Genomic DNA, 24641 nt, shown 5'->3' on the forward strand with positions numbered 1-24641 from the left:
GACGGACGACGACACTCAGGAGGACATGATGACGACGACGACACTGACCACGGTGGGTACGGCCACCGACGGTGCTCGCGTGGGTCGCGCCTCCTCGGCGTCGCCGAGCCCGACACCGATCAGCTAGACCAGTCGGCCCGCCGCCCGCCGGCACCACTCCGACACCCTCGCCCGGCGACGTCCCGGGCACGACCGTGCGACCACGCGTCCTCCTGGACGGTCGCCGCACCACCTTTCTCCACAACGGGTCAGCGCCCTGCGCCCTCGCCTGTGCCAGATCACGACACTTGGATCAGCCATGTCTCAGAAGTCCTCGTCCGCCCGTCCGCCCGATCCCGCGAAGCGCCCCTCGACGGTGCGGTCTCTCGCTCGGCTGTACCCCTACGTCAAGCCGGCCCTGCCCCGCATCGTGCTGGGCATGATCGCGGCCCTGCTCGCCGCCGTCGTCGCCCTGCTGATCCCCCTCGTCCTGCAACTGCTCGTCGACGGACCGCTGTCGAGCGGCGATCGATCGCAGGTGTGGCCCGCCTTCGCCGTCGTACTGGCCCTCGGTGTGGCCGAGGCGATCATGATCGGTGCCCGTCGGCGACTGGTGCTCACGCCGAGCACCCACGTCGAGGCGACCATGCGCAACTCCCTGTACGCCAAGCTGCAAGACCTCCCGGTGACGTTCCACGACCGGTGGCAGAGCGGTCAGCTGCTGAGCCGATCGGTCAGCGACCTCAGCCTCATCCGTCGCTGGCTCGCGTTCGGTGTCGTGCTGCTCGTGGTCAACGTGCTCACGATCGTCGTCGGCTTCGTCGTGCTGTTCTGGTACAGCTGGGTTCTGGGTCTCGTCTTCCTGGTCGCGTCGGCACCCGTCTTCTTCGTCAGCTTCGCTTTCGAGAAGCGTTACTCGGTCGTCGCCCGTCGAAGTCAGGACCAGGTCGGTGACCTGGCGACCAGCGTGGAAGAGAGCGTCCACGGCATCCGGGTGCTCAAGGCCTTCGGCCGCGGCAAGCACTCGCTCCGCGAGTTCGCCAAGCAGGCCGAAGACCTGCGCGGCACCGAGATCGAGAAGGCCGAGGCCATCTCGAAGCTGTGGCTCTGGCTGCTGCTCGTCCCCGACGTGGCCTTCGCCCTGTGTCTGCTCGGCGGCGTCTGGCTGGCCGCCGACGGTCAGCTGACCGTCGGCCAGCTGTTCGCCTTCTTCGCGACGGCGACCGTGCTGCGCTGGCCGGTCGAGTCGATCGGGTTCCTGCTCTCGATGACCTTCGACACCCGCACGGCCGTCGACCGCTACTTCGAGGTGATGGACAGCGAGAACACGGTCACCGATCCCGAGAACCCGTCGACGATCGTCGAACCCCACGGTCGCCTCGAGTTCAAGGGCACGCACTTCCGCTACCAGGACTCGCCGGCCCAGTTCTCCGACCTCGTCAACGGGGTCGACCTGGTCGTCGAGCCCGGCGAGACGATGGCGCTCGTCGGCCTGACCGGGTCGGGCAAGACCACCCTGCTGTCACTCGTGTCGCGGCTCTACGACGTCACGGGCGGGCAGGTGCTGATCGACGGCGTCGACGTCCGAGACCTCAGCCGCGAAGAGCTCCGCCGTCACATCGGCATGGCCTTCGAGGACGCGACGCTGTTCAGTGCGTCCGTGCGCGACAACGTGCTGCTCGGCCGTCCCGATCTCGCGGACGACCCCGACGAGGCCGACCGGGTCATGCGCGAGGCGCTCGAGATCGCCCAGGCCGACTTCGTCGAGCGGTTGCCCGAGGGCGTCGACACCCGCGTGGGCGAAGAGGGCCTCAGCCTGTCCGGCGGTCAGCGTCAACGCCTCGCGCTGGCCCGGGCCATCGCGGCCCGTCCGGCCGTGCTGGTGCTCGACGACCCGTTGTCGGCCCTCGACGTCGACACCGAGGCGCGCGTCGAGGCCGGTCTGAGACGCGTGCTCGCGTCGACGACCTCCCTGATCGTCGCCCACCGACCGTCGACCGTCACTCTGGCCGACCGGGTCGCGCTGCTCGAGAACGGCACGGTCACCGCCGTGGGCCGCCACTCCGACCTCATCGCGAGCAACGAGCACTACCGCTACGTCATCTCGTCGCTCGACGACGACTCCACCACCAGCCGAGAGGAGGTGCTCGCATGACCCACACGACACTCGAGGACGACCGTCCCGATCGTCCGGCAGTCGCCGACGGCCCCGTCGAGCACGAGGCGCTCGACGGCCGCACGCCCGCCGAGAAGCGCGCCGAGCAGGGCTCGACCACGCAGGGCGTCCGCGGCGAAGAGCGCGAGAATTTCACCAAGGACGAGAGCAAGAGGCTGCGCCGTCGTTCGCTGCGCCTCCTCGGCTCGCTCGTGCACCCGCTGCGCTGGCGTCTCGCGCTGATGGGCGTCGTCGTCGTGATCAGCACGGCCTCGCAGGTCGCGGGGCCGGCCCTGATCGCGATCGGCATCGACACCGCCCTCCCGGCGCTGATGGACGATCAGGACTGGGCGCCCGCGATCCTCGTCGTGGTCGCCTACCTGGTCACCGGCGTCATCGGCGCGGTGCTGATGGCCCAGTACACGGTGCTGTCGGCGCGCATCAGCCAGGCGATCCTGTTCGACCTGCGCAAACGGTTGTTCCTCCACACGCAGCGCCTCAGCCTCGAGTTCCACGAGACGTACACGTCGGGCCGCATCATCTCGCGCCAGACGAGCGACCTGGACTCGATCCGAGAGCTGCTGGACTCGGGCATCAATCAGCTCGTCTCGGGTCTGCTCTACATGGTGTTCACCGCCGTGGCCCTCGTCGCGCTCGACCCGCAGAGCGGCCTCGTGCTCGCCGTCGCGCTCGTGCCGCTCGTGGCGTTGACCCGGTGGTTCCAGGTGCGCTCGCAGAAGCTGTTCCGGGCCACCCGCGTCACGAGCGCCCGCGTCATCGTGCACTTCGTCGAGACGATGACGGGCATGCGCGCGGTGCAGGCGTTCCGCAAGGAGGCGCGCAACGAGAAGGAGTACGCCGGATACGTCGAGGACTACCGCCAGGCCAACTCGAAGGTGTTCACCCTCTTCGGCACCTTCGACCCGGGGCTGGTGCTGATCGGCAACGCCACCCTGGCGGCGGTCGTGCTCTTCGGCGGTTTCCGGGTGATCGACGGCTCGCTCGAGATCGGCGCCCTGCTCGCGGTGGCGCTCTATGCGAAGCGGTTCTTCGACCCCGCCGAAGAGATGGCCATGTTCTACAACGGCTACCAGTCTGCGTCGGCCGCGCTCGAGAAGATCTCGGGCGTGCTCGAGGAGCAGCCGAGCGTGCCCGACCCCACGCGTCCGGTCGACCTGTGGGACGCCAAGGGCCAGGTGCACTTCGACGACGTCGAGTTCGCCTACAACGCCGACACGGTCGTGCTGCCCGGGTTCGACCTGCACGTGCCGGCGGGGCAGACCATCGCCCTCGTCGGCTCGACCGGAGCAGGCAAGTCGACGCTGGCCAAGCTCATCTCGCGCTTCTACGACCCGACGCGCGGTGCGGTGACGCTCGACGGCGTCGACCTGCGCGACCTGCACCCGAAAGACCTGCGCCGCGCGATCGTCATGGTCACCCAAGAGGCCTACCTCTTCTCGGGTTCGGTGGCGGACAACATCTCGCTCGGCAAGCCCGACGCGTCGCGTGACGAGATCGTGCGGGCGGCGAAGGCGGTCGGTGCGCACGAGTTCATCGAAGCCCTGCCCGACGGGTACGACACCGACGTGAACAAGCGCGGCGGCAGGGTGTCGGCCGGGCAACGTCAGCTGCTGTCGTTCGCCCGGGCGTTCATCGCGAACCCGAGCGTGTTGATCCTCGACGAGGCGACGGCGTCGCTCGACATCCCGTCCGAACGCATGGTGCAGGAGGCGCTGCAGACCCTGCTCGCCGACCGCACCGCGGTCATCATCGCCCACCGCCTGTCGACGGTCGCGATCGCCGACCGGGTGCTCGTCATGGAGCACGGCAAGATCGTCGAGGACGGCACCCCGGACGACCTGATCGCGGGCACGGGGCGTTTCGCCCAGCTGCACGCGGCCTGGCGCGATTCGCTCGTGTGAGGCCGTCCGGGCGGTCGGGACGGACGGACGGACGGACGAGGCGAGTCACTGCGTCGGATGCGGTCGGTCACGACCGGCCGCATCCGACGGGCCCGCCGGTCCGTCCTCGCCGGCTCGGCTAGCGTGTCCCCGATGACCGACGCGACGAACTACCTGCAGGCCTACGACGAGCAACTCCGCACCGATGCCGAGACGCCGAGCGCCGTCTCCGTCACCCGGCACGGTCCGCTGCGGCTCGTCACCTTCGCCGGAGGCCGCGGCTTCGTCACCTACCGTGACCTCGGCGGGGCGGATGCCGAGGCGGTGCGCGAGCTCGTGGCGGCCGCCGTCGCCCATTTCCGGGCCGACACCGAGATCACGCGCGTCGAGTGGAAGAGCCGTGGTCACGACGAGGCGCCCGGGTTGCACGACGCGCTCGTGGCCTCGGGCTTCGCGGCCGGCGAGCCCGAGTCGATCATGATCGGGCCGCTCGGCGCCCTCGCGGACCTCGGCGAGGCGCCCGAGGGGGTGACGGTCCGTCGCGTCACCACCGAGACGGACGTCCGGGCGATGAGCGCGATGGTCGACGAGGCCTTCGGCGAAGCGGTCGACGCGCGGATGGCCGACGCGCTGCTCGCGCGGCTGGGCCGGGACGACGGCATGGAGCTCTGGGTCGCCGAGGTCGACGGCCGGATGGTCAGCGGTGGACGACTCGAACCCGTCCCCGGCACGGACTTCGTGGGCATCTGGGGTGGTGCCACCCTCGAGGCCTACCGTCACCGCGGCATCTACCGGGCGCTCACCGCCGCGCGGGCGCGGTCGGCTCTCGCGCAGGGCAAGACCCTCGTGCACAGCGACTCGACCGACGACTCGCGTCCGATCCTCGAACGGTCGGGCCTGGTCGCCGTGTCGACGACGACCCCGTACGACTGGACCCGCTGAGGACGGTCAGGGACGGTAGGAGGCGCGCTCGAGATCGACGCGGAAGGTGCCCGCCCGGCTCCACAGCAGCGGCGTGCCCTCGACGCGGTACCTCTCGAGGGCGTGCTGCTCGTGATCGCGCGGGGCATGGCCCGACGCGCGGATCACCCGCCACCACGGCAGGTCGGCCCCGGCGTACGCCATGACCTGGCCGACGCCTCGTGACGCTCGTGACCCGAGGGCGGCGGCGACCGAGCCGTAGGTCATCACGTGGCCCGGGGGGATCGACTCCACCACGGCGATCACTCGCGAGGCGAAGTCGTCGGGGTGCGGCCCGGGGTGCGGCCCGGGGTCGGGCACGGCTCCGCGGCCGCGACCGGGACCGCGACCGGGGCCGTGGCCGGAAGTCGGCGCATCCCGTGTCACGTCGTCGGGCTCACGCCGTGCCGACTCAGGCCTGTGACGACGCCAGCGTCAACCCCGCGACGTGCTCGCCGTAGGGTGTCTCGCTGATGACCTCGAAGCCGATGTGGTGGAAGAACTCTTCGGGCCCGTCGTCGCCGGGCTCGTAGATGACGGTGACCCGGTCGAAGCCGCGGCTGCGGGCCTCGTCGGCGAGGGCGTGCACGGCGAACCGCCCGATGCCCCGGCCCTGCGCGTCGGCCTCGACGTTGATGCGCCAGATGCAGCTGCGCAGCGCCTCGTCGTCGGCCTCGGCGTCGAAGTTGCCCATGATGAATCCGACGACCGTGTCGTCGTCGTCGACGACGACGCGGGGCCAGGCGGTCGTCGGGTTGACGTAGGCCTCGGCGATCGAGTGCGAGACGGGCGCCACGAACTGCTCTTGGCCCGGCTTGAGCGTGAGGTTGTTGGCCGCGACGACCGTGGCGGCGGACAGTTCTTCGAGGCGCAGACCAGACATGCGTTCAGGGTAACGGGGCCTCCCGGCGGGCACCACCGTCGAGCGGATGACGGGCCGGGGTGCGCGCGCGACCCCCCACGTCGTGGATGATGACGAGAATGAACCGCGGGACGAATCTGCCGGCGATCGGCGGCTACAACCGGTCGGTCGTGCTCGACGCCATCCGACGAGAGAGCGCGGGCCTCAGCCGGACCGAGATCGCCGGACGCACCGGGCTCAGCCCCCAGGCCGTGACGAACGTCTCGCGCCGGCTGATCGAGGCGGGCCTGATCCGCGAGAGCGGCACCGTCATCAGCGGCCCCGGTAAGCCCCGCACCATGCTGCAGCTCGAGTCGCAGGGACGCTTCGCGGTCGGCGTGCACGTCGACCCCGCCGTGCTGACCTTCGTGCTGCTCGACCTCGTCGGCACCGTGGTCGCCCACGCACGCGAGCTGACCCCGTCGGCCAGCGAACCCGACGAGGTGGTGGCCCTGATGGCACGGGCCATCGACGGGCTGGTCGTCACGAGCGGCGTCGACCGCGACCTGCTGCTCGGGGTCGGCATCGCCTCGCCCGGCCCGGTCGACATCGGGCCCGGCCTCGTGCTCGACCCGCCGATGATGCCGCTCTGGCGGCACGTGCCGTTGCGCCGGGCGCTCAGCGAGGCCACCGGACTGCCGGTCCTGCTCGAGAAGGACGTCACGGCCTGCGCGGTCGCCGAGCTCTGGCTGAGCGACGGAGGCGCGGGTGACCGCAGCGACTTCGCCTTCGTCTACTACGGCACCGGCTACGGCACCGGACTCGTGCTCGGCGGTGACGTGCTGCGTGGGGCCAGCGCGAACGCGGGGGACTCGGGGCACGTGATGGTCGACGACCACGGCCACCGCTGCACCTGCGGGCGGATCGGTTGCGTGGGCGAGCTGATCACGCCGCACGCACTCGTGCGCGAGGCCGTCGCCACGGGAGTGCTGGTCGAGGGGGACGTGTCCGACGACGCGCTCGCCGAGGCGGCACGCAGCGGGGACGACGTCGACATGCGTCGCATCGACGAGGCGTTCGTCGCCCTGGTCGGAAAGGCCGACGCGGGCGACGCCGGGGCGTCGCAGGTGCTGCACGGGGCCGGTCGACACCTGGCCCGGGCCCTGGTGACCATCATCAACCTGCTCGACCTCGACGAGGTCGTCTTCGGCGGGCCGTTCTGGGCGCCCCTGTCGCGGCACGTCCTCGCGGTGCTGCCGGCCGCGCTCCGCGACGACCCGGCGCTGATCCCGAAGCACCCGATCCGGCTGGTCGAGTCGTCGATCGGTATCGACGTGGCGGCCGTCGGAGCGGCCTGCCTGGTGCTCGACCAGACGTTCTCGCCGCGACCGTCCGCCCTGCTGATCCGGGCCTGACGGGGCCGACCCGCGCCTCCTGCGGTTCTCGACCCGCGCCTCCCCGGCCGTCGCGTCGTTACCGGACCGTTGCGCGCCGGGATCTTGACACGAGTTACTCCATACGATGTAGTAATCGCATCGCGGTCGGGCAGAGCAGCCCGGCGTCGACGCGGATGGAGCAAAGGAGCACCATGTCACGCACGTTCACCTCGGCCCGGGGGCGCAGTCGCGCACTGGCCGTCGCCGCCGCGGCGGTCGCCACGGCCCTGCTGGCCTCGGGATGCTCGGGGGGTGCCGGCAGCGGCGACTCCGACACCATCAAGGTCGCCTACCAGAAGTTCGGCACGTTCACGCAGATGGACGCCCACATGAAAGAGACCGCCAAGACCTTCGAGGCCGCCAACCCCGGCATGAAGGTCGAGTTCGTGCCCATCGCGGCGCAGAACGACGACTATTTCACCAAGCTCGCGCTGATGAACCGATCGGCCGCCACGGCGCCCGACGTCATGTACGAGGACACCTTCAAGGTGAAGAGCGACGCCGCGGCCGGCTACCTGCTGCCGCTCGACGAGTACACCGACGCCTGGGACGACTGGGACCAGTTCTTCGACAACGCGAAGCAGGCCGGCGTCGGCGAGGACGGCAAGACGTACGGCATCCCGATGGGCACCGACACGCGGGCCCTCTGGTACAACAAGGACCTCTTCGCCCAGGCTGGCCTGCCCGTTCCGTGGCAGCCGGCGACCTGGCAGGACGTGCTCGACGCGGCCGAGACGGTCAAGGCGAAGGTGCCCGACGTGGTGCCGCTCAACGTCTACTCGGGCAAGCCGCAGGGCGAGGGCGCGACCATGCAGGGCTTCGAGATGCTGCTCTACGGCACGCCGACCGGGACCCTCTACGACGACGAGACCGGCAAGTGGCTCACCGACTCGCAGGGGTTCGTGGACTCGCTCGGCTTCATCCAGGACGTCTACCAGGGCGGCATCGGGCCCAAGCCCGAGGAGGCGCTGGACACCAACATCGCCACGATCGTCGGTGGTGAATGGCTCCCGCAGGGAAAGCTCGCGATCGCCCTCGACGGCTCGTGGATGAGCGGCACCTGGCTCGAGACCGGCACCAACCCGTGGCCCGAGTGGAACGACGTGATGGGCCAGGCGCCCATGCCCACGCAGGACGGTGCGAAGCCCGGTGCGACGAGCATGTCGGGCGGCTGGACGTTGGCCGTCGGCGCGAAGACGAAGAACCCCGACAAGGCGTTCGAGTTCATCGCCGACGCCCTCGACAAGGACGGCTCGCAGAGCTACGACATCGCGGCCAGCCAGATCGCGGTGCGCAGCGACGTCGCCGAGGACCCCGAGTACGTCAGCAGCAACCCGACCTTCGAGTTCTTCTCGTCGATCGTGCCGGTGACGCACTTCCGCCCGGCGACCACCGACTACAGCCGTATCTCGAACGAGATCACCGTCGCGATGGAGGCCGTCATGACCGGTCAGCAGACCCCCGAGGAGGCGGCGGCCGCGTTCGACGACCAGCTCGTCGGGATCGTCGGCGAGGACCAGACGCAGAAGGCGAAGGACTAGCCACATGGCGACCATCGCCCCCACCCCGGTCGGTCGCGACAGCGGCCGGCCGGGGGCCTCCGGGCCCGGTCCGGGGCCCCACGGCGAGAAGCCGGGTCGTCGGGCGGGCGCCTCGAAGGCGCGGGCCCTGCGGACGGGGGCGCGGACGTTGCCTCTCGTCCCGGCCTTCGTCCTGCTCGCCCTGTTCTTGCTGGGGCCCGTCATCTCGAGCTTCTACGGGTCGTTCACCGACGCCTCGCTCACCGGTTACGCCGCCGGCGGCTCGGAGTTCATCGGGTTCCGCAACTACACCGAGCTGTTCGCCGACCCGGACTTCCCGAAGTCGGTGCTGCTGACGCTCGCCTTCGTCTTCTTCTCGGCCGTGGTCGGTCAGAACGTCGTCGGTCTGGGCCTCGCCCTGCTGATGCGGAACGGCCACAAGGTCGTGCGCTCGATCGTCGGCACGTTCGTCATCGCCGCGTGGGTGCTGCCCGAGATCGTCGCCGCCTTCGCCGCGTACGCGTTCTTCAACGACGCGGGCACGCTGAACACCGTCCTGTCGTGGTTCGGCATCACGGGGGCCAACTGGCTCTACGCGTTGCCGATGCTCTCGGTGATCCTCGCGAACATCTGGCGAGGGGCCGCGTTCTCGATGCTCGTCTACTCGGCGGCCGTGCAGGAGGTGCCCCCCGAGATCACCGAGTCGGCCGAGGTCGACGGCGCCACCGGTTGGCAACGCCTGGTCTTCATCACGCTGCCGGTCATCCGACGCAGCATCTCGACCAACCTCATGCTGACCACGTTGCAGACGCTCTCGGTCTTCACGCTGATCTACGTGATGACCGGCGGCGGACCCGGCACGAACAGCACCACGCTGCCGATCCTGGCCTACCAGGAGGCGTTCCAGTTCTCGCAACTGGGCTTCGGCACGGCCATCGCCACGATCATGCTGCTCGTCGGTGCGGTCTTCTCGATCATCTACATCAGGGCCCTGAAACCGGAGGTCGACTGACCATGGCCATGACCTCACCCAGCGGCCGCAGCATGAAGGCCGTCTCGAACGTCGTGCTGATCGTCATCGCGATCTGCTTCGCCGTTCCGCTCGCCTGGTTGCTGCTGGCGTCCTTCGACCCGTCGGCCACGCTGTCGGCCAAGGTGCCGTCGCAGTTCACGCTCGACAACTTCACCGCCGTGCTGACACCCGAGATCTCGTTCGTGCCGCTCGCCAACAGCCTCATCGTCTCGGGCGGCTGCGCCTTGGTGACCGTGGTCGTCGCGATCCTCGCCGCGTACCCGCTCTCGCGGTACCGGATGCGCATCAACAAGCCGTTCCTCTACGGCATCCTGTTCGGCACCGGCCTGCCGATCACGGCGATGATGGTGCCGGTCTACAGCCTGTTCGTCTCGCTGAACCTGATCGACTCGATCGGCGGCACGGTGTTCTTCCTCGCCGCGACCAGCCTGCCGATGGCGATCTGGATGGCGAAGAACTTCATGGACTCGGTGCCGATCTCGCTCGAGGAGGCGGCCTGGACCGACGGGGCCTCGATGTTCTCCACCCTGACGCGCATCGTCGTGCCGCTCATGCGGCCGGGCATCGCCGTGGTGTTCATCTTCGTGTTCATCCAGGCATGGGGGAACTTCTTCGTGCCCTTCGTGCTCCTGCTCAGCCCCGACAAGCAGCCCGCGGCCGTGAGCATCTTCAACTTCTTCGGCCAGTACGGCTCGGTGGCCTACGGACAGCTCGCCGCGTTCTCGATCGTCTACTCGGTGCCCGTCATCGCGTTGTACGTGCTCGTCTCGCGGACCCTCGGCGGTTCGAACGCGCTGGCCGGCGCCGTGAAGGGGTGACGCGCCTCCCCACCAGTGCCCCACACGCCCTCTCGCTCCACAGAACGACCCGCCCCACCGTGCGCCTCGGCGCGCCCGTCAGGAGACTGATCCCATGCACGACAACACCGCCCTCGTCGAGGCCCGCATCGACCGTTTCGTCCGCGACCGCATCACACCGGCGGTCTACCGCAGGTCCGTCCCGCTGACGATCACGGCCTGGGAGGCTCCTGGTGAGCCGGTCCCGTTCGCCGAGGCCGTCTCGCAGACGTACACGCCGTTCTCCGTCGGCTCGCCGTGGAGTCGTCCGTGGGGCACGACGTGGTTCCACGTCACGGGGACGGTGCCCGACGACCTCGGAACCGACCCGGCGACCGCGCTCGAACTCGTGGTCGACCTGGGCTTCAGCATCCGCCAACCCGGGTTCCAGGCCGAGGGCCTCGTCTGGCGGCCGGACGGCACGATCGTCAAGGCGATCGAGCCGTACAACGGCTACGTGCCGCTGACGGCGATCGGCGCGGGCGTCACCCCGGGCAGCACGATCGACGTCTACGTCGAGGCCGCGTCGAACCCCGACATCGGCGGCGACGACTTCCACGGCGAGACACCGCTGGGCGACCCCGAGACCGCGGGCGACGCCCCGATCTACGCCCTGCGCGGCATCGTGCTCGCCGAACGCGACGAGGTGGTCGCCGAGCTCGACCGCGACGTCTGGACGCTGGTCGGGCTGATGCGCACCCTCGAGCTCACCTCGCCGCGGCGCCACGAGATCCTGCGGGCCCTCGACCGCATGTGCGACGTGGTCGACCACGCCGACGTCGCGGGCTCGGCCACGGCCGGCCGGGCCGCGCTCGCCGACGTGCTCGCGGCACCGGCGAACGCGAGCGCGCACCGCGTCGTCGCGACCGGTCACGCGCACATCGACTCGGCCTGGCTCTGGCCCGTCCGAGAGACGCAGCGCAAGGTCGCCCGCACCTTCTCGAACGTCGTCGCGCTGATGGACGACGACCCCGATTTCGTGTTCGCCGCCTCCAGCGCGCAGCAGTACGCCTGGTTGAAGGAGCGCTACCCCGAGCTGTTCGACCGGGTGAAGCAGAAGGTCGCCGAGGGCCGGTTCGTGCCCGTCGGCGGCATGTGGGTCGAGTCCGACACCAACATGCCGGGCGGTGAGGCGCTCGCCCGTCAGTTCGTCGCGGGAAAGGGGTTCTTCCTCCGCGAGTTCGGCGTCGACGCCGACGAGGTCTGGCTGCCCGACTCGTTCGGGTACACCGGGGCCATGCCGCAGATCGCCCGTGCGGCCGGCGCCAGCTCGTTCTTCACGCAGAAGGAGTCCTGGAACGAGACGAACCGCATGCCGCACCACACCTTCCTCTGGGAGGGCATCGACGGCAGCCGCGTGTTCACGCACTTCCCGCCCGTCGACACGTACAACTCCGACCTCTCGCCGGCCGAACTCGCCCACGCCGAGCGCGGCTACGCCGAGAAGGGCTTCTCCAACGTCTCGATCGTCCCGTTCGGCTGGGGTGACGGCGGCGGGGGACCGACCCGCGAGATGATGGCGGCCGCGCGTCGGGCCGGTGACCTCGAGGGCTCGCCGCGCGTGACCGTCGGCACCCCCGCCTCCTTCTTCGCCCAGGCACGTGAGGAACTCGCCGACCCGGCCGTCTGGTCGGGCGAGATGTACCTCGAGTTCCACCGCGGCACCTACACGTCGCAGGCCCGCACCAAGCAGGGCAACCGCCGCAGCGAGCACCTGCTGCGCGAGGCCGAGCTCTGGAGCGCCACGGCGGCCGCACGCGGCCTGCTCGACTACCCCTACGACGAGCTCGAAGAGATCTGGCACGTCGTGCTGCTGCAGCAGTTCCACGACATCCTGCCCGGGTCGTCGATCGCCTGGGTGCACCACGAGGCCGAGCGGCACTACGCCCGTGTCGCCGAGCAGCTCGAGGCCGTCATCGGCGCCGCCCAGCGGGCGCTCGCCGGGGCGGGGTCGGCGACGACGACGTTCAACGCCGGGCCGGTGCCGGCGGCCGGAGTCGACGCGTCGGCCGGTTCGGTCGACGGGCGAGCCCAGGAGGCGGGGGTCGGATCGGTGGCACCGGTCGCCTCCGACGGTGGCTGGGCGATCGACAACGGGCTCGTGCGCGCCGTGTTCGACGGTGACGGACTCGTCGCCTCGCTCGTCGACGCCGCGTCGGGGCGTGACCTCGTCGCTCCGGGCACGCGGCTCGGGCTGCTGCAGCTCTTCCGCGACACACCCAACCAATGGGACGCCTGGGACGTCGACCAGGCCTACAAGAACGTGCGCACCGACCTAGTCGAGGCCGAGTCGGTCGTCGCCGACGGCGGGGCCCTCGTCGTGACGCGTCGCTTCGGCGGGTCGACCGTCGTGCAGCGGTGGTGGCTGGACGACGGCGAGGCCGAGTTGCACGTGCAGACCGACGTCGACTGGCACGAGCGGCAGAAGCTGCTGAAACTCGCGTTCCCGCTCGACGTGCACGCCGACCGGGCCGCCTCCGAGGTGCAGTTCGGCCACGTGCAGCGTCCGACCCACCAGAACACGTCGTGGGACGTCGCCCGGTTCGAGACCGTCGCGCACCGCTGGGTGCACGTCGCCGAGCCCGGTTTCGGCGTGGCGGTGGCGAACGACGCCACGTACGGCCACGACATCACGCGGAGCACCCGCGACACGGCCGACGGCGGTGACGGCGGCACGACGACGCTCGTGCGGCAGTCGCTGCTGCGGGCGCCGACCTTCCCCGACCCGCACGCCGACCAGGGGCGGCACGTGCTGCGCTCGTCGGTACGGGTCGCGCCCGACGTGCTCGACGCGGCGACCGCGGGGTACCGCCTCAACCTGCCCGTCCGACGGGTCGACGGGTCGTCCGGTGCGGCCGTGGCACCCGTCGTGTCGTCGTCGTCTCCCGCCGTGCTGGTCGAGGCGGTCAAGCTGGCCGAGGACCGATCGGGCGACCTCGTCGTGCGGCTCTACGAGGCACGCGGGGCCCGCGCGGCGACCACCATCACGGTCGACGCCGACAGCGGGTTCGGCGCGGCGTGGCGCACCGACCTGATCGAGCGCGAGCTGGCCGAGGGCACGGCTGGTTCGGGCCGGTGGGCGGCGGGTTCGGCGGTCGAGTTGACGCTTCGCCCGTTCGAGATCGTGACGCTGCGGGTGGCCCGGGCGTAGCCGCCGGCGTCGATCAGCGCGGGTGGGACGAATCCGTCACAGCACCACGAGATGGGCACGGCGCCAGGTCTTCCCCTGGTGCCGTGCCCATCGCCTGGTGCCGTGCCCATCGCCTGGCGGAGGGGTCGTGGCTGCGAGCGGCAGGTGTTCCGCACCCATGGGTCAGACGGCGGCTGCCGTCACCGTGGCGGGACCCCGGGCGCCGATCGTCGCCGCACCGACGGCCGCCACGGGGAACCCCGGTGGCAGCAGCTCGATGCGCGTCGAGAGCTCGAGCGAGGCGAGGAACGCCGACCCGGCCGCCCAGTGGTCGAGCACGCCGGCGACGTCGTCGAGCAGGGGGCGACCGAGGTTGCTGAGCCCGCCGCCGATCACGACGGAGTCCACGTCGGTCGTCAGGACCAGGAGGCGCACGGCGGCCGCCACCCCCGCCGCGAGGTCGGCACGAACGCGACCGGCCTCGGGGTCGCCTGCGTCGGCCGCCGCGAACAGCGCCACGGCCGGATGCGCCCCCTCGGTCGGCCAGTGGCGTGCCACCGCGGCGCCGGCTGCGACGGTCTCGAGGCACCCGCGCTGACCACACGGGCAGAGTTCACCGCCGGGGTCGACGGGGACGTGACCGATCTCGCCCGAGACGCCCCGCGAGCCGCGCCAGAGCTCGCCGTCGACGACGAGGCCGGCGGCGAGACCGGTGCCGAGGTTGAGGTAGCCGACCGACCCCGACAGCGACATCGCGAGGTACGCGCCGAGGGCGGCGGCGTTGACGTCGTTCTCGACCCGGACCGGCACCCCGAGCCGGGCGTTCAGAGCGGACCCCACCCCGACGTCGTCGAAGCCGATGTTGACGGCGTGCCGCACGCGCCCCGTGGCGCCGTCGACGAGGCCGGGGATGCCGACGCCGACCGACTCGAAGGCCACGACGTCGACGCCGACCCGACCAGCCAGCGAGGTCACGGCCGTGGTCGCGTTCGCGAGCACGGCGTCGGGGCCGAACCCCGTCGGCAGGCGGAGGCGGTGGACGGGGGCACCGGACCCGTCGACGACGACCGCGTCGATCTTGGTCCCCCCGATGTCGAGGCCGACCCTCACGGTCGCTCCGTCGGCTCGACCGCGGAGCCGCCCGCCGGTGGAGCGTCGGTCGTACCGGCGGGCGACCCGACGAGGGGGGCGACGGGCACGGTGGCGGGCGTGGACATGTTTGTTAGTAAAGCTTACGAACCTGGCCCCGGCAAGAGGTCGGCCCCGGCGGGCCGCGATGTTTCGGGTGTTGACCGTCGGTGTTTCGTGTGCGTAAACTCGCCGCCACACACCTTGACACGTGTTTGTAAGGCCCATTTACTAACGGCACGCCACCACGGCGACGCCACCCGGCACCGCTGCCGACGGGCCCTCCTACCGGGTCCGAGGTCGGCGACGATGCCGAGACGAGAGGACGCGCCCGTGACCACCACGACGATCACCAGGCAGCAGCAGCCGCCCGTCCGCGCGCACAACCGCTCGCTCGTCCTCCAGGCGCTCTACCGTGACGGCTCGATGAGTCGGGCCGACCTCGCCCGCCGCTCGGGCCTGACCCGCCCCACGGTCTCCGCCCTCGTCGCCGACCTGATCGACGACGGCATCGCTCGCGAGCTCGGTGTCCGGGACGACGCCCGGGTCGGCAAGCCGGCGACGCTCGTCGGCATCGAGTCGGACGCGTTCCACATCGTCACGGTCGACCTGTCGAGCGCCGAGCGCTTCGTCGGGGCCGTCGTCGACCTGCGGGGCGGGGTCGTCGAGCGCGCCAGCGTCGAGCTCGACGGCGCCGTCGGCGAGGCCGCCGTGAGCCTGGTCGAGCGGCTCGTGGACGACCTCGGCTCGCGCACGACCCGTCCGCTGCTCGGGGTCGGGGTCGCGACTCCCGGCATCGTCGACCACGACGGGGTCGTGCGCACGGCCGTCCACCTCGGTTGGTACGACCTGGGCCTGCGGTCCCGCCTCGCCGACCACGTCGGGCTGCCCGTCCACGTCGGCAACGACTCGAACGCCGCGGCCGTCGGCATCCGCACCTTCGGCGAGACCACCGGGCAGGCCGCCGCCGGCCAGAGCCTCATGGTGGTCACGATCGACCACGGCGTCGGCGTCGGGCTGGTCGTCGCCGGAGCGCTCGTCGAGGGCGACCAGTTCTCGGCCGGAGAGATCGGGCACGTGACGGTCGACGAGAACGGCGACGTGTGCGCGTGCGGTCGACGCGGCTGCCTGGAAGAGGTGCTGGCCGCCCCGCAGCTGAGGACGCGCCTCCGTCAGCACGACGAGGGGTCGCGGGGCGCCGTCCTGCACGACGCCGGGCGTGCGCTCGGGCTGGTGCTCGCGCCCATCATCAGTGCGCTGAACCTCAACGAGGTCGTGCTGTCGGGACCCGCCGACCTGGTCGAGGGCGCCTTGCTGCGGGCCGCTCGCGAGACCGTGCGGCAACGCACGCTGTCGGCCGTCAGCAACGGCCTGACCATGCGCATCGCGGGCAGCGGCACCGACCTGGCCTTGCTGGGCGCCGCGTCGTTCGTGCTGCAGGCCGAACTGGGGCTGACGTGAGCCCGGCGGTCGCGAGCCCGCCGGTCGCGAGCCCCTCGGCAGTGAGCCGCAGGGCCTCCGGCCCCACCACAGACCTCGGGGGCCCACCCCCGGAGGCGGCGAGGGCTTCGGCCCGGGCCGCATTCCCGACCCGACGCTTGTGCGAGCGCGGGCCGGGACCACAGCGATGCGGCATCCCCGCTTCGAGAACGAGGAGATGACATGCGAATCCAACGCTACACGGCGGTCGGGGCCCTGGGCCTGGCCGCGGCACTCGCCCTGACCGCTTGCTCGAGTTCGGGCACGGGCGGTAGCTCGTCCGACGAGCCCCAGGCCGTGCCCACCACCAAGGGCGACGGCAAGACCCTGACGGTCTGGGTGATGACGGGTGACTACACGCCCGAGACCATCGACGCCATCAACGAGGAGTTCACCGCTCAGACGGGCGCCGACGTCGACGTCCAGATCCAGCAGTGGGACGGCATCACCACCAAGATCAGCACCGCGCTCGCCACGAACACGCCGCCCGACGTGCTCGACCTCGGCAACACGCAGGTCGCCAGCTACGCCGCCAACGGTGCGCTGCTCGACCTGACTCCCTACCGGGACGACCTGAAGCAGGGGCAGACCTGGCTGACCGGTCTCGAGGAGCCCGCCACTGTCGACGACTCGCTCTACGCCGTGCCCGGTTTCGCCGGGGCCCGCGCCGTCATCTACAACAAGACGATGTGGGCCGAGGCCGGCGTCACCGAGGCGCCCACCACCTACGACGAGCTCACCGCCGACCTCGACAAGGTGAAGGCCGCCAACACGGCGTCCGACTTCTCGGCGTTCTACCTGCCCGGCCAGTACTGGTACGCGGGCATGCAGTTCGTCTGGGACGCCGGCGGCGACATCGCCACGTCGAGCGACGGCACCTGGACGGCCGGTCTCGAGAGCAAGGAGGCGCAGCAAGGCCTCGAGGACTTCACCGAGTTCCAGAACGCCTACTCGACCCCTGCCTCGCAGACCCTCGACACGGACGCCCCCGACCAGACGCAGGTCTTCGCCGACGGCAAGACCGCGACGATCCTGCACACGAACGGCTCGATCGACCTGATCCAGAAGGCCAACCCCGCGCTGACCGACGACGACTTCGGCACGTTCCCGATGCCGGGCAAGTCGGGTGAGACGCAGCCCGTCATGCTGGGCGGCTCGGACTGGGGCATCGCGGCCAAGAGCCAGAACTCCGACCTGGCGCTGCAGTGGACGAAGATCGCCACGAGCCCCGACATCCAGAGCGAGTGGGTGGTCGGTAACGACGGCTGGATCCCCAACAGCGAAGAGGGCATCGAGGCGGCCGGCAGCGTGGTCACGCCCATCCAGAAGGGCTTCTTCGACGCCGCGCTCAACTCGAAGGCCACGCCGGCCAGCGCGAACTGGGCTGCCCTCGAGGGTGACAAGAGCATCAACCAGCTCTTCTCCTCGGTGGTCTCGGGCTCCAAGTCGCCCGAGGCCGCGGCCACGTCGTTCGACGAGGCGACCGACAAGGCGCTGAACGACTGACGAGCGCCCCGGCGGAGCGTCGCGCGACCACCTGATCGCGCGACGCTCCCGCCCCCTCGACCCGCACCTCCTGGACTCGAACCGAAAGAGGAACCGTGGCCCTCTCGACAGCCCCCGGTCTCACCGAGACCCCGCCCGGCGCGGCTCCCGGTCGCGCGGGCGGCGGCCGACGCCCGAAGGACGAACGGAAGGCTCCGGTGCGACCGGGGAAGAAGCGCCAGCTCGCCCCGCTCTGGCTGCTCTCGCCCGCGGGCATCGTGCTGCTCGCCGTGACCGTCGCGCCCATCGTCTTCCTGGTCTTCACCTCGTTCACCGACTACGACCAGCGGTCGCTGTTTACCGGGGCCTACGACTCGGTCGGCGTACAGCAGTACACGACCCTGCTCGCCGACACCGACTTCTGGTGGTCCCTCGTCCGCACCCTGGTCTTCACGGCGGCGATGGTCGGAGGCAGCGTGCTGATCGGCACGGGCGTCTCGCACCTGCTGACCCGCCTCGGCACGCCGATGCGGTACACGGTCACCGTCGTGCTGATCCTGGCCTGGGCGATGCCGAACGTGGCGTCGTCGATCGTCTGGAAATGGCTCTTCCAGCCCGGTTACGGAGTCGTCAACTGGCTGCTCACCCAGACCGGCCTGGTCGGTGACATGACCAACGTCGACTGGTCGAACGACGCCGCTCTCGCCTACACGAGCATCTGGCTGCTGATCGTGTGGCAGGCCGTCCCGTTCATCGCCCTGACGATGTACGCCGCCGAGACGCAGATCCCACTCGAGTACAAAGAGGCCGCGCGGCTCGACGGCGCCGGTGAGTGGCGCGTCTACCGGACCGTCACCCTGGTGTTCCTCAAACCGACGCTGCTGCTGATCACGATCCTGTCGATCATCTGGGACTTCAACGTCTTCAACCAGATCTGGCTCGTCTCGGCCGGTGGCCCCGACGACGCCACCTCGACCCTCGGCGTCTTCACCTACGTCACCGCGTTCGTCGGTTTCGACATCGGGCAGGGCGCCGCCATCTCGGTGGTCACCACCCTGCTGCTCGTCGTGTTGACCGCGTTCTACGTCCGCAACCTCGTCCGATCCGGAGAAGACCTGTGACCACGACCGCACCCGCCGGCGTCGGCACCACGACGACCGAGACCGTCGCCCGCGACGCGAGAGGCAAGGAGGCGCGCTCGGGCCACGGCACCGGCCGCCCGTCGCCCGCCCGCCCGACCCGTCGCCGCCGGAAGCCCCGCTGGGTCAGCAACGCGATCGCGATCGTCTTCAGCCTCGTCTGGCTGTTCCCCGTCTACTGGATGGTGAACACGGCCTTCAAGCCGCGCCCGGAGGTCATGACCTCGACCCCGCTCTTCTGGCCGCAGAACCCGACCTTCGACAACTTCGTCGTCGCGGTCACGCAGTCCGACTTCTTCACGAACCTGCGCAACAGCGTGATCGTCGTGGTCGGAGCCGTCGTCTTCTCGATCGTGCTCGGCCTCCTGGCCTCGGCCGCCCTGTCGCGGTTCCGGTTCCGAGGGCGGCGCACGATCATGGTGTTCATCCTGATCGTGCAGATGCTGCCGGCGACGGCGCTGCTGATCCCGCAATTCTTGATCTTCAACGGCCTCGGGCTGCTCGGCACCTACGGCGGACTCATCCTGGCGTACGTCGCGTCGACGCTGCCGTTCTCGATCTGGGTGATGCGCGGGTTCTTCCTGGCGATCCCGGTCGAGGTCGAGGAGGCCGCACAACTCGACGGCGCCAGCACCTGGCAGGTGCTGACGCGCATCATGTTCCCGCTCGTGCTGCCCGGCATGATCGCGACGAGCATCTTCGCCTTCATCGCCGCCTGGAACGACTACCTCGTCGCCTACACGTTCATGAAGGACCAGTCGATGTACACGCTGCCCGTCTGGTTGGCCTCGTTCAGCACACCGACCAGCGGCACCGACTTCGGCGGGCAGATGGCGGCCTCGGTGCTGTTCTCGTTGCCGGTCGTCGTCTTCTTCATGATCATCCAACGCAACCTGGTGACCGGCATGTCCGCCGGCGCCGTGAAGGGCTGACCCCGTGACGAACGCACCCTCGACCAGCTCGACCAGCTCGACCAGCTCGACTGCCGCACCGACCGGCCCCGGGACGCCCGAGACCGTTCCGGTCGCGATCGTGCCGCGTCCGGCACGGCTGACCCGCGCCTCCGGGGCGTTCCGCCTCGACTCGGCGACACGCGTCTCGGCGCCCGACGAGCTCGCGGGCGTCGTCGCCTGGCTGCAGCAGGCGCTCCGCCCGGCGACCGGGTTGCCGTTGCGCGAGGGCAGCGCCGACGGCACGGGCATCTCGTTCGACCTGGACGCCTCGCTCGGGGCCGAGGCCTACCGGCTGGAGGCGCGACCCGCCGGGGTGCGCATCACCGGTGGCGACGCGGCCGGCGCGTTCCACGGGGCGCAGGTGCTGCGTCAGCTGCTGCCCGCGGCCGTGTACCGGACGGCTCTCGTGCCCGGGGTCGACTGGGTCGTGCCCGCCGTCGACGTCGAGGACCGTCCGCGTTTCGGGTGGCGGGGGACTCACCTCGACGTCGCACGGCACTTCCTGCCGAAGCGCGACGTGCTGCGCTTCGTCGACCTGATGGCGCTGCACCGGTTGAACACGCTGCACTGGCACCTCACCGAAGACCAGGGCTGGCGCATCGAGATCACGAAGTACCCGCGCCTGACCTCGGTCGGCGCCTGGCGCGAGTCGTCGCAGGTGGGGGCCGGGCCGGACGCCACGCAGGACGGCCGACCACACGGCGGCTTCTACACGCAGGACGACATCCGAGAGGTCGTCGCCTACGCCGCCGCCCGCCACATCACGGTCGTGCCCGAGGTCGACGTGCCCGGCCACTCGATGGCGGCGATCACCGCGTACCCGCACCTCGGTGTCGGTGCCGTCGAGGTCGGCGGCACACCCGTGGCGGAGCCGCGGCAGATCGCCGTCGGCACCGAGTGGGGCATCTTCGAGGACGTCCTCAACACCGAGCAGTCGACCGTCGACTTCTACACGGACGTGCTCGACGAGGTGATGGAGCTCTTCCCGGGCACCTGGATCGGCATCGGCGGCGACGAGTGCCCCAAGGCCCAGTGGCAGGCCGACCCGCGCACGCAAGAGCTCATGCGCGAGCGGGGTCTCGCCGACGAGGACCAGCTGCAGGCGTGGTTCATCGGACGGCTGGACGCCCACCTCGCCGCGGCCGGGCGACGCACCTTCGGTTGGGACGAGATCCTCGAGGGGAACGGCACCATGTCGCCCGGCGCGACGGTCGCGTCGTGGCGCGGCATGACCGGGGCGATCACGGCGGCGCGACGCGGGTACGACGTCGTCGCCTGCCCGGACGACCAGGTCTACCTCGACTACCGGCAGTCCGACGGACCTGACGAGCCGATCCCCGTGTCGATCCCGCTCACCCTCGCCGACGTGCACGCGTTCGAACCGGTGCCCGCCGAGCTGACCGAGGACGAGGCCCGCCACGTGCTCGGCGGCCAGGCCAACATCTGGACCGAGCACATGGACTCGCCCCGCACCGTGGACTTCTTCGCGTTCCCGCGGCTGTGCGCCGTGGCCGAGGCGCTGTGGACCACCGAACCGCGGGACTTCGACGACTTCTCCACACGCCTCGCCGTGCACGTCGGTCGCCTCGACGCGATCGGCGTCGAGTACCGGCACGAGTCGGGGCCGCTACCGTGGCAGCAGCGCCCGGGCGTGCCCGGGCGGCCGGCCTCGCGAGAAGAACGCGAGGCGTACATCGCGTCGGTCGTGGCCAACATCAGCTGACGCCTCGGCAGCAAGGAGCACCATGGAGATCATCATCGTCCGCGACGCCGACGAGGTCGGCCGTGTCGCCGCCCTCAAGATCGCGTCGGTCGTCCAGCGCCGGCCCGAGGCGGTGCTGGGCCTCGCGACCGGGTCGTCGCCGACCGGCATCTACGCCTCGCTCGCGGCCCGGGTCGCGGCGGGCGAGCTCGACCTCACCCGCGCCTCCGGGTTCGCCCTCGACGAGTACGTGGGCATCCCGCTCGAGCACCCCGAGAGCTACGCGTCGGTCATCCACCGCGACGTCGTCGTGCCGCTGGGCATGGACGCGTCCAGGGTCCGCGTGCCCGACGGGCGGGCGGCCGACGTCGAGGCAGCGGTCGTCGACTACGAGCGGGCGATCGTCGCCGCGGGCGGCATCGACATCCAGATCCTCGGCATCGGCGCGAACGGGCACATCGGCTTCAACGAGCCCACCTCGTCGTTCGCGTCGCGCACCCGCATCAAGACGCTGGCACCGCAGACCCGGGCCGACAACGCCCGCTTCTTCGACGACCCGTCCCAGGTGCCCACCCACTGCCTGACCCAGGGGCTCGGCACGATCCTCGACGCGCACGAGGTCGTGCTCGTGGCCCAGGGTACGGCCAAGGCGTCCGCCGTCGCCGGCATGGTCGAAGGGCCGCTCAGCGCGATGTGCCCGGGCAGCGCGCTCCAATTGCACCGGCACGCCACCGTCGTCGTCGACGAAGCCGCCGCGTCCGAACTGCAGCTGGCCGACTACTACCGCTACACCTACGCGAACAAGCCCGAGTGGCAGCGCTTCGAGTAGGGCACTCGTGACGGTGCGCTCGTGACGACGGCCGGGGTGTCCGTGACGACGTCGGTGTCCCCGTGACGACGTCGGTGTCCCCGTGACGACGTCGGTGTCCCCGTGACGACGTCGGTGCTGGCGGGCGGGACGGTCTGGGACGGGTCCGGAGGCGCGGGTCGCGTGGGGGACGTCGTCGTGCGTGACGGCGTGGTCACGGCCGTCGGTCGCGGAGCGGCGTCGGTCGTGGGCGTCGGGGCGGCGGGGTCCGTCGGTGACGGGCGCCGCGCCTCCTCGTCCGGGGCGGTCGGTGTCGAGGTGGTCGACGCGACCGGACTCGACGTGCTGCCGGGTTTCGTCGACGTGCATGCGCACGACGACGCGGCCCTGTTCCGTCCGGGCGGCGTCGACCCCAAGACCGGGCAGGGCGTGACGACCACGATCGTCGGCAACTGCGGCCACGGCGTCGCGCCGTCGCCGGCCGACCCCGACGACCGTTCGCTCGAGGACTACTCGCTGCCGGTGTTGGGCAGGTTCCCGGGACGGCGATGGGCGACGTTCGCCGAGTACGTGCGGACGCTGGCCGAGGGCGACGCCGACGGGCGGTTCGGCCTGCACGCCGCCACCCTGGTGCCGCACGCGCCGCTGCGGGCGGGCGTCCTCGGCTTCGAGAGACGCCCGGCCGAGGCCACCGAGTGCTCGCGCCTTGCCGCGGCGGTCGGCGACGCGCTCGACGCCGGGGCCCTCGGCGTCTCGCTCGGCCTCATGTACGCGCCCGGCGACGCCGCCGACCGGCCCGAGCTCGTCGCCTTGGCCCGCGAGTGCGCGGCCCGGGGCAAGCTGCTCGTCGCGCACGTCCGCAACGAGGCCGACGCGCTGCGCCACTCGATCGACGAGCTGGCCTCGCTCGGACGCGAGACCGGCGCGGCCGTGCACGTCAGCCACCTCAAGGTGACCGGGCCCCGGAACGTCGGGGGTATGCCCGCGATCGTCGAGCACCTCGACGCCCTACGCGATTCGGGTCTCGACGTCAGCGCGGACGTCTACCCCTACGACGCCGGCAGCACGACGGTCGCGTCGTTGTTCCCGCCGGCCACGGCCGACCGCGGGGTCGAGAGCCTCCTCGAGGCGCTGCGCCCCGGCACGCGCTCGCGGCGGCAGGTGCTCGACGGGCTGCTCGAGCCCTGGGCCGGTTCTACGCTCGAGAACCAGTACGCCGCGATCGGCCCCACGCAGATCTCGCTCGCCGGGTTCGCGCGACCCGAGCACGCGGCCTTCGAGGGGCTGCCCCTGTCCGAGATCGCCGCGTCGATGGGTGCCGACCCCCGCGAGGCGCTCGCCGACCTCGTCCTCGCCGAACGGGGGACGCTGACCGTCATCGTGTTCCACACCGACCTCGAGGGCATGCGCACCGCCCTGGCCTGGCCGCACACCCTGGTCGGTTCCGACGGGCTGCCGCGCGAGACCGGCACCGTGCATCCTCGGTTGTACGGCACGTTCTCCCGGGTGCTCGACGTGTACGCCGGGTCGGGGCCACGAGCCGTGCTGTCGCGTGGCGAGGCCATCGCGCGGATGTCGACCCGCGCCTCCGCGAGATTCGGGTCGGGCGGTCGTGGCGGGGCGCACGCCGATCCGACCGTCGGCGCCGGGGGCAGCACGAGGGGGAGCGCCAGCGGCAGTGGGGGCGTCGGCCGCGCAGGAGGCGCGCTCGGCATCGTCCCCGGGGCCGTCGCCGACCTGCAGCTGGTCGATCCCGGGGCCTACGCCGACCGGGCCGACTACGCGACGCCCCGGCTCGGCCCCTCGGGGCTGGTCGGCCTCTGGGCCGCCGGCCGCCGCCTCCGCTGACCCGCCCGCCCGCGCCCGCCCCGTCCCGCCCGCCCCGGGGTCGTCGCCGACGTGTGCACATCGCGACGACCTGCGGGCGACACGCCGCCTCAGGGAGAAGATGAGCGGCGTGCCGGCCCGCAGGTGTCGGGATTTGCACGCATCCGGGGTGCCCTGAGGTCGGGATCGGCGCGCATCGGGGTGTCGGAGGTCGGGTTCGGCGCGCATCGGGGTGTCCGGAGGTCGGGTTCGGTGCGGGCGGGTGCAGGTGCAGGTGCAGGTGCAGGTGCAGGTGCCGTGCGGGTGCGAGTGCGGGTGCGGGTGCACGT

General features: G+C 71.1%; 18 protein-coding genes. 15 read left to right on the forward strand and 3 right to left on the reverse strand.

Translation table 11 applies throughout. The features are described 5' to 3' along the window. Positions 1-298: 298 nt before the first annotated feature. From EDF50_RS11440 to EDF50_RS11450, 3 genes are all read left to right on the forward strand, one after another. On the forward strand, positions 299-2134 hold the full coding sequence (locus EDF50_RS11440; RefSeq protein ID WP_123519646.1) for an ABC transporter ATP-binding protein: 1836 nt from the start codon (positions 299-301) through the stop codon (positions 2132-2134). Continuing rightward, positions 2131-4056 carry an ABC transporter ATP-binding protein gene (locus EDF50_RS11445; protein ID WP_123519647.1) on the forward strand — a complete coding sequence of 642 codons (1926 nt, stop codon included), beginning with the start codon at positions 2131-2133 and terminating at the stop codon, positions 4054-4056. Before EDF50_RS11440 ends, EDF50_RS11445 begins: the two co-directional genes overlap by 4 nt. A 132-nt stretch (positions 4057-4188) precedes the next feature. Then, positions 4189-4977, forward strand: coding sequence for a GNAT family N-acetyltransferase (locus tag EDF50_RS11450; protein ID WP_123519715.1), 789 nt, complete (start codon positions 4189-4191; stop codon positions 4975-4977). 6 nt (positions 4978-4983) lie between these two features. Here the strand turns inward: EDF50_RS11450 and EDF50_RS11455 are convergent, their stop codons facing one another. Next, a complete protein-coding gene (locus EDF50_RS11455; protein WP_123519648.1) occupies positions 4984-5316 on the reverse strand; it encodes an MGMT family protein in 333 nt (110 codons plus the stop codon). Positions 5317-5407: 91 nt separating this feature from the next. Continuing rightward, complete coding sequence (locus EDF50_RS11460; RefSeq protein WP_123519649.1) at positions 5408-5878, reverse strand: N-acetyltransferase; 471 nt, start codon at positions 5876-5878, stop codon at positions 5408-5410. A 98-nt stretch (positions 5879-5976) separates the two neighbouring features. Between EDF50_RS11460 and EDF50_RS11465 the strand changes: the two genes are divergently transcribed. From EDF50_RS11465 to EDF50_RS11485, 5 genes are all read left to right on the forward strand, one after another. Beyond that, the gene (locus EDF50_RS11465) at positions 5977-7251 is read left to right on the forward strand and encodes an ROK family transcriptional regulator (protein WP_123519650.1); all 1275 of its coding nucleotides are present in this window, start codon (positions 5977-5979) and stop codon (positions 7249-7251) included. Between the two features lie 173 nt (positions 7252-7424). After that, a complete protein-coding gene (locus EDF50_RS11470) occupies positions 7425-8813 on the forward strand; it encodes an extracellular solute-binding protein (protein ID WP_233570572.1) in 1389 nt (462 codons plus the stop codon). 4 nt (positions 8814-8817) lie between these two features. Beyond that, entirely contained in the window at positions 8818-9804 is a 987-nt protein-coding gene (locus EDF50_RS11475) for a carbohydrate ABC transporter permease (RefSeq protein ID WP_123519652.1), read from the forward strand. A 2-nt stretch (positions 9805-9806) separates the two neighbouring features. Continuing rightward, positions 9807-10643: a carbohydrate ABC transporter permease gene (locus tag EDF50_RS11480; RefSeq protein ID WP_056259591.1), complete on the forward strand. Its 837-nt coding sequence runs from the start codon at positions 9807-9809 to the stop codon at positions 10641-10643. Positions 10644-10737: 94 nt separating this feature from the next. Continuing rightward, a complete protein-coding gene (locus tag EDF50_RS11485; RefSeq protein WP_123519653.1) occupies positions 10738-13812 on the forward strand; it encodes a glycoside hydrolase family 38 C-terminal domain-containing protein in 3075 nt (1024 codons plus the stop codon). A 162-nt stretch (positions 13813-13974) separates the two neighbouring features. Here EDF50_RS11485 and EDF50_RS11490 read toward each other — a convergent pair whose 3' ends face one another. After that, positions 13975-14901 carry an ROK family protein gene (locus tag EDF50_RS11490; protein WP_123519654.1) on the reverse strand — a complete coding sequence of 309 codons (927 nt, stop codon included), beginning with the start codon at positions 14899-14901 and terminating at the stop codon, positions 13975-13977. Between the two features lie 351 nt (positions 14902-15252). On the opposite strand from EDF50_RS11490, the gene EDF50_RS11495 reads away from it, so the two are divergent. The 7 genes from EDF50_RS11495 to EDF50_RS11525 all read left to right on the forward strand — a co-directional run bounded on the left by EDF50_RS11495 (position 15253) and on the right by EDF50_RS11525 (position 24333). After that, a complete protein-coding gene (locus tag EDF50_RS11495) occupies positions 15253-16380 on the forward strand; it encodes an ROK family transcriptional regulator (protein ID WP_233570575.1) in 1128 nt (375 codons plus the stop codon). A 201-nt stretch (positions 16381-16581) separates the two neighbouring features. Then, entirely contained in the window at positions 16582-17904 is a 1323-nt protein-coding gene (locus tag EDF50_RS11500; RefSeq protein ID WP_123519656.1) for a sugar ABC transporter substrate-binding protein, read from the forward strand. Between the two features lie 95 nt (positions 17905-17999). Then, complete coding sequence (locus EDF50_RS11505; RefSeq protein ID WP_199738738.1) at positions 18000-19004, forward strand: carbohydrate ABC transporter permease; 1005 nt, start codon at positions 18000-18002, stop codon at positions 19002-19004. Continuing rightward, positions 19001-19954: a carbohydrate ABC transporter permease gene (locus tag EDF50_RS11510; RefSeq protein ID WP_199738739.1), complete on the forward strand. Its 954-nt coding sequence runs from the start codon at positions 19001-19003 to the stop codon at positions 19952-19954. The genes EDF50_RS11505 and EDF50_RS11510 overlap by 4 nt, the downstream gene beginning before the upstream one ends. Positions 19955-19958: 4 nt before the next feature. Beyond that, complete coding sequence (locus EDF50_RS11515) at positions 19959-21698, forward strand: beta-N-acetylhexosaminidase (protein ID WP_199738740.1); 1740 nt, start codon at positions 19959-19961, stop codon at positions 21696-21698. Positions 21699-21720: 22 nt separating this feature from the next. Then, entirely contained in the window at positions 21721-22506 is a 786-nt protein-coding gene (gene nagB / locus EDF50_RS11520; RefSeq protein ID WP_123519657.1) for a glucosamine-6-phosphate deaminase, read from the forward strand. 102 nt (positions 22507-22608) lie between these two features. Further along, entirely contained in the window at positions 22609-24333 is a 1725-nt protein-coding gene (locus tag EDF50_RS11525; RefSeq protein ID WP_123519658.1) for an amidohydrolase family protein, read from the forward strand. The last annotated feature ends 308 nt before the right edge of the window (positions 24334-24641 follow it).

The organism is Frigoribacterium sp. PhB24, from assembly GCF_003755185.1.
Taxonomy (GTDB): domain Bacteria; phylum Actinomycetota; class Actinomycetes; order Actinomycetales; family Microbacteriaceae; genus Frigoribacterium.